Raw genomic sequence first — 12,584 nt, 5'->3', positions numbered from 1 at the left:
ACACTGCCCAGCGCCCTTGCTGCGCGATGCACATGACGGCAATCAAATATGGAAGCTCATCATGACCAACTCGCCCCTCATCAAGGTTGCTGTCCTCGACGACTACCAGAACGTCGCGCTCAAAGCGGCGGACTGGTCACCGCTAGAAAATCGCGCGGAAATCACGGTCTTCAACGACCATCTGGCAGATCCGGCACAAGTGATCGAACGGTTGAAGCCCTTCGACGTCGTGTGCGCGATGCGCGAACGCACGCCGCTGACGCGTGAGATCATCGAACGCCTGCCGAATCTCAAGCTGATTGCGTCGACGGGATCGGGCAACGCGTCGATCGACACGGACACAGCGGCAGAGCGCGGCGTCAAGGTTGTTCACACGGGTTACTCGTCCACGCCGACCATCGAGTTCACATGGGCGATGATTCTCGCGATGGCACGCCATATCCCGGCCGAAAACCAATCGTTGCGCGAAGGCGGCTGGCAACAGATGCTCGGCACGGAACTGGCGGGCAAGACGCTCGGCCTGCTCGGGCTTGGGCATATTGGTTCGGCCGTCGGCGTGATCGGCCGCGCGTTCAGAATGAATGTGATCGCCTGGAGCCAGAACCTGACGGCCGAACGCGCGGAATCGAAAGGCGTGCAACTGGTCGACAGGGATACCCTGTTCTCAGCTTCCGACTTCCTCTCCATTCATGTCCGTTTGAGCGACCGAACGCGGGGTCTGGTCGGTGCTGAAGAGCTAGCCAGAATGAAGCGCACGAGCCGCATCGTCAATACGTCGCGTGGTCCGATCGTCGATACGGCGGCGTTGATCGCCGCGCTAAAGAGCGGGCAGATCGCAGGCGCCGCCGTCGATGTATACGACACCGAACCGCTCCAGCTAACGGACCCGTTTCGCTCGCTGACCAACGTGCTTGCGACGCCGCATATCGGGTATGTGACGCAGGAGTTGTATCAGACGTTCTACGGCGATACGGTGCGCAATATCGTCGAGTGGCTCGAACAGACGCGACAGCCTCACGCATGACGTGCGGAAAACGCTCGTGCGCGTAGTGGTCGCTCAGCGTCAATTCCGGGCATTCAGGCCGAACGTGAGTACATACTGGCCGTTGCTTAGCCAGCTGCCGGTGAGCACTGGTGTGCCGTCAAGGACAACGTGCGGCGCGGCGAACGCGGTAGGGAGTGATGTCACCGTATCCGGCGTCGCCGGATGGAGGGCCGGTCTGCCCGTTTCGATGTCGCCCCTTCCATCATCCCTGTTGCTGATCGCAAGTCCCTCGGGAGCAGTGCTCACCTTACCTACCGATTTGTCCAGTCTACCGGGCGCAACGCGTTCGGTAGGACGGAACGAATCCCCGGGAAGAGCGGCATCCTGGGTTTCTACGTTCCTGTCATCGCCAGTCACAATTGCCCGCGATGAGCTTGCCGGATTCTCTCCGGAACCAGATTCTCGAATGCAGCAACTTTCGATGTTCGGATGAGCAACCGCATTTCCGCTGAGGACAAGTGCCATCAACATAGCGCTTGTCTGTAGAGGCTTGCGCATGGACTTCTCCCGTCGCTCGAACATCTTGTGTTCAACGATCCGACTCGAACTGAAACATTGGATGTCCCGCGTCGGGCTAACCTGAGTCCCATGTCACAGCAAATGGGATAGGCCATCTGGCCGCACGGACTGCCGTTCGCTTCACCACGCAGCACTCCATTCAGCATAAACGCTGCAAAGACGTTAGGCAATCGACCGGTGAGCTGCGCGGAAGCGGAGAAAGATTCTTCCGACGTAGCGCGTTTTCGGCCCCCGTGCTCATCTCTTCTGCGTTCGGTTCGGTGCGACGTCGTAATCAGACAAAAGACATCGCACCATCAAATCCGGGAGTAAAAGCAGTTCGCCCATCTCTGTCCTGCAGGAATGCTGCTTTATCGTATGAATGATTGGATCGCAATGTGATTCATGGATGTCTCCGTTGAGTCGATATCGAAATGACAAGAAGATCTAGATCGACTTGATTAGCGGACTCTTTGCGAGCGCCTCGGCGCCGTCCGCGCTGGTCAGAAACTTCTCTGTGTAGATGTCGCGTTCGAAGAGCTGACCTTGCATCAACGTGCGGATCGCCGCTTCAATCATCACGGGCGGCCCGCACAGATAGGCTTTGTGTCCGCGAAAGACGCCGTCGAAGTGCGCCTTCGCCGCGTCATGCACGTAGCCGCGAAACCCTTCCCATGACGAATCCGCCGGCTCGTCGGACAGCGCTGGCACATAGGTAAAGTTCTTGTGCACGCTTTTGAGCTGTAAAAAGAGATCGTGGTAATACAGCTCTGGCCGATTGCGCGCGCCATAAACCAGCGTGATTTGCCGCGCGTCGTTCTCTTCCAGCATGTCGATCAACATCGACTTTGGACTCGACAGACCGGACCCGCCTGCGATCAGAATCACTGGCTGTGGGTCCGACTTGCGTACGAAGAAGCGCCCATACGGGCCGCTGAAACGGATTTCGTCACCTGACGTGATCTCATCGTGGAGATAACCTGTACCCTTGCCGCCCGGCACGCGTCGCACGTTCAATTCGATCAGCGTGCGCGAAGCCGGTTTGTCCGCCAACGAAAACGCGCGCGGCATGCCCTCGCCCGGAATGTGTACGTTCACGTACTGGCCCGCCTGAAACTCGATGCCGTCACCCTCCAGTTCGACGAAGATGCCCTTGATGGTCGGCGTCAGGTCGACCATCTCTTTCACGCGGCCTGTGAAGTCGCGTACAGGAAAATGGCACGCGTCCTCGTCCTCGTCGATGTCCGCTTCGATCGTCAGATCCGATTGCGCCGTCGCGCAGCACGCGAGGCACTTGCGCTCGTCGCGCTCGAAGTCCATCAGCGCGAACGGCGATGCCTGCCCATGCTCGATCTCGCCTTCCACGACCTGCACCTTGCAGGTCGCGCACAGGCCGTGACAGCAAGCGTGCGGCAGCCACACGCCCGCGCGCATACATGCATCGAGTATGGTCTGCTCTTCCTCGATTTCGATCGTCTGCCCGATCGGCTCGATGGTCAGTTGATAGCTCATCGCATCATCCTCCTTCTAGCTGAACGATCCGTTAATGCCGTTCAGGCCCGGCGTGCGAAAGCGGATCACCGCCTTGTGACCGAGCCCGTTCTCGCCCAGGCTCGCATCGAAGTCGGGCGTGAACGGCCGGCCCGACCGGAACCATTCGGCAGCGCGGATATCGACCTTCTGCCAGTCGGGATGTGATGCATACATGGCCGGCAGCATCGTGTCGACGAGCGTGCCGAACGGCACGGCCGCTTCGACGGGAATGCAATGGGGTGCGCAAAACATCAGATGATCCTCCCAGCCGACGAAGAGCAACTGTTTGCCGTGAAAGTTCTCGACACGGTCCTTGATCTCGCCGGTATAACCGTCCTTGAGCGCGATGACTGACATGGTTCGTCTCCTGTGTCGACGGGAGTCGGCGCTTTAGCGCCTTACTCCCGTCCCATGAAAGAGGGTTGATCTGTTCGGTGCCTATGCAGCTTTCTGATTCGCCTCGGGGGCTTCCTCGCCGCCGTGGCTTGGCTTGCCCGTCCAGCGCAGCCAGTTCTTGCGGTCGGGCGAGTCCTCGAACTCGTGACCGTCCTCGCCGACATGGATGTGGTAGTAGCGCAGCACTTCACGCATCGGGTCGAAGTCGGGCGCGCACGGATCGGCGTCTTCTGCAAAGCAGTTGCCCTGATAGATCTGCTGCACAGGCATCCACGCCTGCACGTACTTCTCCGGCTCGTTGTCGAAGATGTCCTTGCAGCCGTCCGAGCAGAAGTGGAATTTGTTGCCGAGATAGTCGCTCTCGCGATAACAGATCTTCGTCGGATCGTCGGGCTCGGTGAACGCCATCGGGATCTGGCAGATCTGGCACAACATCGGTAGCGTATTGTTGTAGAAGCGGCGTCCCCCTTTCTGCTCTTCACGCCAGTATTCGAGGCGCGGACGATAGAGCCTGTCGAACGTGGCGGGATATTTTTCCGCGAGCCATTGCATTTCATCATCGGATGGAACCCACGTATGCATCGCGGCTGCATGCGTGTAGTTGTAGAAGATGCCCCACGCCTCGTGCGAGAGACGGTCTTTCTCCTTCATTGCCACGTCGTGATACTTCGGCATGCGGATGCCGTAGCGCTCGAGGTCGTGAAAAAGCGCGCCGCCATTTTTTTCGAAGTACGTTTCCCACGCTTCCTGCCACGACATGATGCGCTTGGGCAGCATGTAGTCCATCATCATTGCGACCAGCGTCAGCAGCCGATAGCCGCGCCAGAACCACTTGTCGATCCACTTCTGGATGATCGGTACGTTGCCCGGGTCCTGTTCCAGCAGGAACTTCACGACTTCGAGACCGAGCGTCATGTGGCGCGATTCGTCAGATTGCGCGGAGAAGCCGAACGTGACCGTCGCCATGTCGCCGTTGAAAGCTGCGCCCGACATGAACGGCATGAAGAGCAGATTGGTCAGCACGTACTCGAACGAGAACGAAATGGCCGTCACGAACTCGAACGGGCCCGCGCTCATCGCATCCTCGAAGTACGACTTCGGCACTGACAGATACCACACGCGGTCGTGCATGTGCCGGAAGTCGTGAAAGCCGTTGAAGTACTTGTTGTAGTGGCTGATCGTATGCACCTGCGTCTGTGCATGACGCAGTTCATCGATGGCCTGCATCTGGCATGCGATGCGCGCGCCCGCGCCACGAAAGTTGCGCCCCGCCAGCGCGAAGCCGCGATGCGCCGCGTATTCGAGCGGGCTCACGCCAGTGAGGAAGAGCTTGAGCGCGTTGATATAACGCGGGTCAGTGACGTTGAACTGGCCGTTGTTCTGCTGGAAGGCATCGATGATCGCATAAAGCTTGCGCTCCTTCTCGCCCTGATACTTCCAGTAGGCGTCCATCGTGAGGCGGAACGGATCTTCCCACTTGTCCCAGTCGTGTACCTTGATGCCTTCGAACCGGTCATACGGAAAGACCTCGTCCATCGGCTGATAGGTGGTTTCCCAGCCGAGTCCGCGTGTGAGCATCGCGTAGTTTTCCTTGATACTCAGCTTCTTCGGGGTTGCCTGTTGTGTGCTCATTGTCCTGTCTCCTTTATGTCGCCGTTCAGGCTTTCCATTCGAGGATGAATTCGTCGTCCGTCTCGTCGATGTTGCCGCCGAGTGAAATCAGGTTCAGTTGCAGTTCGCGCAAATCGAACTCACGTCCGATCAGTGCTTCGATCGATTCGCGCCGGATCACGAGTTTGCCGACGGCATCGATCTTGACCATCGCGGGAAACGCGTTGACGACGGCATGCGGGTTGTCGGCTTGAATAGCCTCGATGATCGGCCGTGAATCGTCGTTGGCCTGAAACGCGATGAAAACGGAATCAGCCATGACTCACCTCCATGCCTTGTTTCGCGACACGTGCGTCGAAGGTTTGTGCGATGTGTTCGAGTGCGTGATGCGCGTCGTCGCCGAGACCTGCGATCGCGAGCGGCTTCAGTGCATCGAGCACGGCCGTCCGCCACTTCGCTACCCACTGCGCGAGCAATACCTTGTTCTCAGGCGATTCCGTGGCCGCCGTCTTGATAGTCGCGTCGACCCAGCGGCTCGTTTCATCGAACCAGCTGCTTGCAAACTCGTTGAGCATGCCGAAGCCCGGGCCATATAGACGCGCGATGCGCTCGTCGATATGCCGATACACGAGCGGATACAACAGGCCGTCGAGCACCAGGTTCTGTGCGACGAAGGTCTCGAACCAGTCCTTCACGACCATCGTGTCCTCCACCACGCGACGCAGTCCTTGCCACATGGGATCGCTCATCCAGCGCTCCTTGCCGTCGACGAGCGACGTGCCCTGATTGCCGTCCAGCGCGAGCCCGATGCGCGACAGGTACTGTGCGATGCCAAGGCGATCCATGCAATGAAACATCGTCGCCTGCGTGATGGCCGTGCCCCAGCCATAGCCTGTCACGAAGCAGTTATTCGTATTGGCGGCCCATTCGACATGACGCAGCGGCACCATGAGCGCAGCAATATGCGCCTTCGCGTCGTCGGAAAGATCAGCGAGCAGGCGACGTTTTGCGACGAACTCGAAGTTCTTCTCCATCGTGTCCTGCTGCTTCGCGCGGGCGATGGTGTAGGCGCCGTAGTAGTACTGGCGCGGGTCCTTGAACGCATACCAGTCGCTCATCACGATAGCGGTGCGCCCTTTGTCATAGAGCTCGAACTCCGGCTGCCACAGCGGTCGATAGTGGAAATTCACCTCGGGCTGCAAGTCGAAGGTGGCTTCCTGATAGCGCGACGCGGGCTTGTCTGCGCCAAGCCGCCGGGCGACGTGAGAGAAGGTCTGCCGCACCTGCTCGACAGCCGAAGTCTTGATGTCGATCTGCATACTTCACTCCTTTCTTTGGGTGTTCATTCAGAGAGTCCGGGCTGGCCGTAGCGCCACTTCGCCTGATCGTGGTCGAGCTGCGTGCCTTCGTCTCGCGTCAGATAGATCACGCGATTCGCGCGGCAGAACGACTGGAAGTCGCGCAACGGCATCACGAGCTCGACGCTCAGGGCCGGGTCGCCAATAGAGAAATCGAACTCGACGAAGCCGTCGTCCCTCTGCTCCCTGAAGCGCACATAGCGACGGGTGATGTCAAACGCACGTGGGGGCTGCGCATAAGCGGGCAGTTGCATCGCTGTCTCCTTGGGTTTCGTGTTCATGGCCGGCGTTGTGATTGAATGATTTGATCGGGAACCGGCTTGCGGACCCTATAAGGCAACACGTATGCCAACGTGGGTTTGCAGGCGAGCCGACGGCAGCGGTGTGAGGCCGTGAAGCCCTTACCCTGCAAGGCCATGACGACAACCGATCATTTCCGGAAGCAGGCAGTGCGGCCCGGATGCGCGCACAATCGGTTTGATGAAATGCTCGAAAAGCCCATCATTTCGTGCGCCGCGTATCGATCAAATCCGTATCAGGGAACGCACCGATGGCGCCGCTGGCGCCATCCACGAACCATGCGGCAAAGCATTGCTCCACGTACGGAGATCGCCTATCGTGGCGCAATGAATATGACCAGACAGCAGGAGACACGAGCAATGCCACGCCGCGAGAAAGCGCCCGCGAGCGCGCAAGACGGCATGTCGATGGTCGCGCCCAAGGGCGCCCCCGTCGACAGCCTCCGCTATCCCGACATCGCGGATCTGATGTCGCGGCTGCACTTCTCGCCCGGTGACGGCCGCATCTGGCTCGACGAGCAGCGCATGGTGCTCGTACACACGGGCGCGATGGGCTCGATGCGCCGTGAGCTGATCGAAAGCCTCGGGATCGATGCCGCACGCGGCCTGCTCACGCGCATGGGCTACAACTCGGGCGCTCGCGATGCCGAACTCGCGCGCCGCGTGCGTCCGGAGAACAGCATCACGGAGATGTTCGCGGTCGGGCCGCAGTTGCACATGCTCGAGGGCATGACGATGGTGGAGCCGGTGCGCCTCGACATCGACGTCGAGCGCGGCAAATACTACGGCGAATTCATCTGGAAGAACTGCGCGGAAGACGAGGAGCACGTGCGGATCTACGGCATCGGCGCTGAGCCGGTGTGCTGGATGCAGCTCGGCTATGCGGCAGGTTATACGAGCGTCTTCATGGGCCGCCCGATTCTCTATCGCGAGGTGGAATGCCGCGCGCTCGGTCAGCCGCATTGCCGCATCATCGGCAAGCCGGTCGAGGAATGGGGAGAGGAAGCTGTCGACGATCTGCGCTTCATGAAGGCGCAGGCCTTCACCCAGGGGCTTTCCGCGCCGGGCAAAGGTGGTGAACGTGGCGAAGGCACGTTCGGCGACGAAAACATGGTCGGCGCGTCGCCCGGGTTCAATGCGGTGTGCCACATGATCAAACGCGTCGCGAGTACGCGCGCGACCGTGCTGTTTCTCGGCGAGAGCGGGGTCGGCAAGGAAGTGTGCGCGCGAACGCTGCACCGGATCAGCACGCGCAGCGCTGGCCCCTTCGTTGCAGTGAATTGCGCTGCGATTCCCGAGGCGCTGGTCGAATCCGAGCTCTTCGGCGTGGAGAAAGGCGGCTATACCGACGCAACGCAAAGCCGACCCGGGCGCTTCGAGCGTGCGCATGGCGGCACGCTCTTTCTCGATGAGATCGGCATTCTCAGCATGACCGCGCAAGGCAAGCTCTTGCGCGCGCTGCAGGAAGGCGAGGTCGAGCGCGTCGGTGGCACGGAGACCAAACGTGTCGACGTGCGCGTCGTCGCCGCGACCAATCTCGATCTGCGCGATGAGATCCGCGCGGGCCGCTTTCGCGAGGACCTGTACTTCCGCCTGAACGTGTTTCCGATTCGCGTGCCGTCGCTGCGCGAACGACGCGAGGACTTGCCCGTGCTGCTCAATCATATGCTGCGCAAGTATCGCGAGCGTCATGAGCGCGACGTCACGGGCTTCACGCCACGTGCGCTAGACGCGCTACTGAACTACGCCTGGCCGGGCAATATCCGCGAGATGGAGAACATCGTGGAGCGTGGCGTGATTCTCGCCAACGACGGCGGCGCAATCGATATCGGCCATCTGTTCACGAGCGGCGAAAGCATCGAAACCGGGAGTTTTGGTATCGGCGGCGATGGTTCGCTCACGGCAGCGAGTGCGCTGCAGGCGCAGGCGGGCGATACAGGCGGCGAAGTCCAGCGGGTAACGCGCAAGGTGAACAGCCTGCTGCTCGGCATCGGCGGCGACGATGCGCAACCGACATCGCTCGACGACATCGAAACCGCGCTGCTCAAGAGCGCGGTGCAGCGCGCCGACGGCAATCTGTCGGCGGCGGCGCGCACGCTAGGTATTACGAGGCCGCAACTGGTTTACCGCTTGAAGAGCCGGGGATTGCGGATTCAGGTGTGACGGCTGTTGCGTACTGGATCCAGCCCGACGACTACACCGAACAATCCATGTTCGCCCTGTTACGCGGTTTCGGCGTCGACGAGGCCGAAGCACGCGACCTCGCATTTGCGCCAATCGCGGATTGCGGCCGTCCTCAGGGCGTGGTGTTCGAGAAAGTCGTTTGATCCGTTTGGTTTGATCCGTTTGTCGCGCCGACCTCGCATTTTGTATTGCAGTACAAATCAGGAGGGGGCCCAAAGCGGACAGGCTGGCGAGACATGCTACAAACTAGCCAGGGCATTGTCGATTTCCGATCATCAGATTCGTCGTCACTGAACCCCATTCAAAGGATCTCCCATGAAATACCTCGGCCTGGCCTACTTCTCCCCCGAAAAATTCGCCGCGATGGCGCCAGACGAAATCAAGGAAATGGTGAACCAGTGCCCGGCATTGGACGAGAAGATGCGCGCTACCGGCAAGGTTCTGATTTCCGCCTCTCTTGGCGATCTGGACAAGTGGAAGACCCTCCGCCCGCGCACTGGAGAAACGCGCATCACCGATGGGCCTTACACCGAGTCGAAGGAAGTCGTGGGCGGCCTGTTCATCATCGAGGCGGACAGCCCTGACGAGGCGTTACGCATCGCGTCCATGCACCCGGCTGCCACACTGGGCGAAGAAGGCGGATGGGCCGTGGAGCTTATCCCCTTGGACTTTTATCTGGCGCGATGAGGATCTGGACGCCTGTCTAAAGAAGGCGTCCGCCTTCCTTTCATCACAGACACCTTCATTGTGTCGGAATTCATCGCGGCAATGTCCGCTGTTGGCCGGCTCGCGCCGAATGTGTCGGCGCGAGCCCTGGCGGGACACTGACTGCTCGTCGCGCGCGGGCTCGGTTCATCCGGACATCACTTCAGGCCGGACGATCAAACGTGCCAGGACTTGTGGGCGTCGCCTTCCAGCTTTCGGTGCGCTCCCTCGTCGCCCGCGCCAGCGCATCTTTAACGCCTTGTACATCGAAATCGCCCGTATAGACAGGCGAGCCGGGCTGCTGCCGCCATGAGTCAGCGATCGTGCCTGCGTCTACTGGATCGAAGCCGATCTGATCGACGAGTCCGAACACGACTTCCTTCGCTGTCGGGTCGTCGCCTGCCACGGGCAGCGCGATGCGTCCCGACGTACCAGCCGGCTTGCCCATCCCTTCGAGGTGCGCGGCATAAATGTTGTTGAACGCCTTGACGACGGTGTGGCCGATCTGCTCCTCAACCCAGCGGCTTTCGGGCGCGCCCATCTCGATGCCTTCGATGCGACCATCACGTTGACGAGGGTAATAGTTACCTGTATCCACGACGACAGCTGACGACTTTGCGTTCTCGAACAGACCTTTCGGCAAATTCGTCACCCTGGCTTGCGGAATCGTCACGACGATCACGTCCGCGTCCGCGACGATATCCTGCACGTCGCTTGCCGTCGCGCCCGTTTCCTTCGCAATTTCCCTCAAAGATGCCGCTCCGCGCGAGTTCGCGATCCGCACGGCATGCCCATTTTCGACGAAACGACGTGCGAGCACCTTGCCGATGTTTCCCGCTCCGATGATGCTGATATTCATGATGACCTCTTGAAAATGAACGAGCCGCGCGCCGCGCTGGAACCTTCAGGCGATGGAATAGCCAGCGTCCGCAAGCAGCGCATGACCGGACACATACGACGAGTCGTCGGATGCGAGGAACGCGACGACCGTCGCCATTTCCTCGGCGGAACCGAAGCGGCCCGCTGGCGTGCTGGCGGCAAACGCATGCTGCGCCTCGACCGACGGCCAGATGCCACGATGATGGAACGGCGTCTCGATCAGCCCCGGACATAGAGAATTGACGCGCACGCCGCGCCTGAACCATTCGATCGACGCCGTCTTCGTGATTCCGATCACAGCATGCTTCGTGCCGATGTAGAGTGACGCGTTCTCGAAGCCGATCACCCCACCCATCGACGCATTGTTAATAATGCTTCCAAAACCCTGTTTCAGCATGACTTCCGCTTCATATTTCATGCTGTTGAAAACGCCACGCACGTTTGGTTCGAACACCATGTCAAAGCGTTCCTTGTTCTGTTCAACGAGCGGCGCAAAAATACCTTCCGTACCCGCGTTGTTGAACGCGATGTCAAGCTTGCCGTAAGTATCGACCGCAAGCCTCACCATCGCGGCAATGTCGTCCTCTTTTGTCACGTCGACGACGAGCGAGGTCGCGTCTCCGCCCGCCGCCGTGATCGCGGCCACGACTTCGTCCAGTTCAGTTCGACGTCGCGCCGTGACAATCACTTTCGCACCTCGTTGCGCGAGCAGGATCGCCGTTGCCCTGCCAATGCCAGAACTCGCGCCCGTAACGAGCGCGACCTTCCCTTCCAGTTGACGGAAATGGCTGCTATCTGTCGAGGTATCCGATGCGTTCATGATGATCTCCAGTTGAATCGCGGCTAACCGCATGCAATGCATTATGCGGAGCACCGATGTCGAAGAGAATGACCAGACGGGGCATTCAGAATTCCCGTTCAAGGAATAATTGCAGCGTCGTTCTGCTGCGCTAAGATGCATCGACGGCATCGACGGCATCGACGGACAGAAAACCGGCAGACCATGGACAACCAGATCGAACTCATCCGTATCTTCACGGCAGCGACGCAATCGGACAGTTTCCGCGAGACGGCGAGCCGGCTCGGCACGTCGCCTCAGGTCGTCACACGTGCAATCCAGCAGCTCGAAGAACGACTGGGCGAAACGCTCTTTCATCGCAGCACGCGCAGCGTGCGCATCACGACGTTCGGGAAGAGCTTTGCCGTGCGTGCGTACGCGCTCCTGCAGTCGGTCGACGACCTGTTCGAGGTGAACAGCGATCAGGCGGGTTCAATCAGCGGCACGGTGCGCGTCACCGCCCCGGGCGGACTCGGCAGGCGCTTTGTCGCTCCCGTGCTGATGCAACTGATGGAAGAGCAGCCTGGGATTGTGATCGACATGCGCCTGTCGGATACGCTGTCGTCCGTCGTCGACGAGCAGATCGATATCGGCGTGCGCGCTGGCTTCATCACGGATGGCCGCTTCATCGCGCGGCGCGTCGGCGCGCTGCCGATTCACACTGTTGCGGCACCGCGCCTGCTCGATACGATCGGCGTGCCGAAAAGCGTCGATGCATTGCTCGGCATGCCGCTGACCGCGCTAATCGAGCGCAGCACCGGCCGTGCATGGCCATGGACGTTTCGCCATAACCGTCAGCTCGTCCCGCCGCTGCCGGCACTCGTCACCGACGACCCCGAGATTGAAGTGCTCGGCTGTATCGCAGCGCGCGGCATCAGCCAGTGCCCAGAGTACCTCGTGCGCGAGCAACTGGCGGAGGGCCGGCTCGTACGGGTGCTACCGCGCAGCGATCCTGATCCATGGAATCTCTATGTCTACCGGCCGCAGCGCGGCCCCGTACCCAAGCGGGTGCGGCACGTGTTTGACGCGTTGGTCAGAGCACTTGCGATAACGGCTTGCACGACTTGACTGGCACGTGTCCTGGCGACGCGCACCGACGCTACGCACGCGCGTGTCACATTTCCGAAAGATGCGCCGCGGCCTTCGCGTTTGAGCGCAGACACGCGCGCCACTGTGCCACGGTCGCTAGCAGATCACAGGAATCCACAGCTACAGCGAGTGATGCAACGACGCCTCAT

At 60.3% G+C, this 12,584-nt stretch carries 14 protein-coding genes; 5 read left to right on the top strand and 9 right to left on the bottom strand.

All coding sequences use genetic code 11. From position 1 onward, the window contains the following. The first annotated feature begins 61 nt into the window (after positions 1–61). On the top strand, positions 62–1,024 hold the full coding sequence (locus C2L65_RS07840; protein WP_042313744.1) for a D-2-hydroxyacid dehydrogenase family protein: 963 nt from the start codon (positions 62–64) through the stop codon (positions 1,022–1,024). A 39-nt stretch (positions 1,025–1,063) separates the two neighbouring features. On the opposite strand, the gene C2L65_RS07835 is transcribed toward C2L65_RS07840, so the two are convergent. The 7 genes from C2L65_RS07835 to C2L65_RS07805 all read right to left on the bottom strand — a co-directional run bounded on the left by C2L65_RS07835 (position 1,064) and on the right by C2L65_RS07805 (position 6,722). Next, positions 1,064–1,543 carry a hypothetical protein gene (locus C2L65_RS07835; RefSeq protein WP_156132371.1) on the bottom strand — a complete coding sequence of 160 codons (480 nt, stop codon included), beginning with the start codon at positions 1,541–1,543 and terminating at the stop codon, positions 1,064–1,066. Positions 1,544–1,990: 447 nt separating this feature from the next. Then, a complete protein-coding gene (locus C2L65_RS07830; protein ID WP_042313640.1) occupies positions 1,991–3,055 on the bottom strand; it encodes an NADH:ubiquinone reductase (Na(+)-transporting) subunit F in 1,065 nt (354 codons plus the stop codon). 15 nt (positions 3,056–3,070) lie between these two features. Next, a complete protein-coding gene (locus C2L65_RS07825; protein ID WP_042313643.1) occupies positions 3,071–3,433 on the bottom strand; it encodes a phenol hydroxylase subunit P4 in 363 nt (120 codons plus the stop codon). A gap of 81 nt (positions 3,434–3,514) precedes the next feature. Then, positions 3,515–5,104, bottom strand: coding sequence for an aromatic/alkene/methane monooxygenase hydroxylase/oxygenase subunit alpha (locus C2L65_RS07820; protein ID WP_042313645.1), 1,590 nt, complete (start codon positions 5,102–5,104; stop codon positions 3,515–3,517). A gap of 25 nt (positions 5,105–5,129) precedes the next feature. Then, positions 5,130–5,402, bottom strand: a complete 273-nt coding sequence (locus C2L65_RS07815; RefSeq protein WP_042313648.1) for an MmoB/DmpM family protein — start codon at positions 5,400–5,402, stop codon at positions 5,130–5,132. After that, positions 5,395–6,402, bottom strand: coding sequence for an aromatic/alkene monooxygenase hydroxylase subunit beta (locus tag C2L65_RS07810; protein ID WP_042313649.1), 1,008 nt, complete (start codon positions 6,400–6,402; stop codon positions 5,395–5,397). The genes C2L65_RS07815 and C2L65_RS07810 overlap by 8 nt, the downstream gene beginning before the upstream one ends. Positions 6,403–6,425: 23 nt before the next feature. Beyond that, the gene (locus tag C2L65_RS07805; protein WP_233446489.1) at positions 6,426–6,722 is read right to left on the bottom strand and encodes a phenol hydroxylase subunit; all 297 of its coding nucleotides are present in this window, start codon (positions 6,720–6,722) and stop codon (positions 6,426–6,428) included. Between the two features lie 378 nt (positions 6,723–7,100). Here C2L65_RS07805 and C2L65_RS07800 point away from each other — a divergent pair, with 378 nt between their 5' ends. The 3 genes from C2L65_RS07800 to C2L65_RS07790 all read left to right on the top strand — a co-directional run bounded on the left by C2L65_RS07800 (position 7,101) and on the right by C2L65_RS07790 (position 9,611). Next, entirely contained in the window at positions 7,101–8,903 is a 1,803-nt protein-coding gene (locus C2L65_RS07800; protein WP_345789562.1) for a sigma 54-interacting transcriptional regulator, read from the top strand. Then, entirely contained in the window at positions 8,900–9,067 is a 168-nt protein-coding gene (locus C2L65_RS07795; protein ID WP_233446488.1) for a hypothetical protein, read from the top strand. The genes C2L65_RS07800 and C2L65_RS07795 overlap by 4 nt, the downstream gene beginning before the upstream one ends. Before the next feature lie 172 nt (positions 9,068–9,239). Then, on the top strand, positions 9,240–9,611 hold the full coding sequence (locus C2L65_RS07790; protein WP_042313651.1) for a YciI family protein: 372 nt from the start codon (positions 9,240–9,242) through the stop codon (positions 9,609–9,611). A 181-nt stretch (positions 9,612–9,792) separates the two neighbouring features. Here C2L65_RS07790 and C2L65_RS07785 read toward each other — a convergent pair whose 3' ends face one another. Both C2L65_RS07785 and C2L65_RS07780 read right to left on the bottom strand, forming a co-directional pair. Next, entirely contained in the window at positions 9,793–10,488 is a 696-nt protein-coding gene (locus C2L65_RS07785) for an NADPH-dependent F420 reductase (RefSeq protein WP_042313654.1), read from the bottom strand. 45 nt (positions 10,489–10,533) lie between these two features. Continuing rightward, positions 10,534–11,328, bottom strand: a complete 795-nt coding sequence (locus C2L65_RS07780; protein ID WP_042313750.1) for an SDR family NAD(P)-dependent oxidoreductase — start codon at positions 11,326–11,328, stop codon at positions 10,534–10,536. A 183-nt stretch (positions 11,329–11,511) separates the two neighbouring features. Here C2L65_RS07780 and C2L65_RS07775 point away from each other — a divergent pair, with 183 nt between their 5' ends. Then, positions 11,512–12,414: a LysR family transcriptional regulator gene (locus C2L65_RS07775; protein ID WP_042313656.1), complete on the top strand. Its 903-nt coding sequence runs from the start codon at positions 11,512–11,514 to the stop codon at positions 12,412–12,414. Positions 12,415–12,584: the final 170 nt, after the last annotated feature.

The sequence above is a fragment of the Paraburkholderia terrae genome (genome assembly GCF_002902925.1).
Lineage (GTDB): Bacteria > Pseudomonadota > Gammaproteobacteria > Burkholderiales > Burkholderiaceae > Paraburkholderia > Paraburkholderia terrae.
Note: the sequence above shows the minus strand (reverse complement) of the source record. Positions and strands in the feature narration are given on the sequence as shown.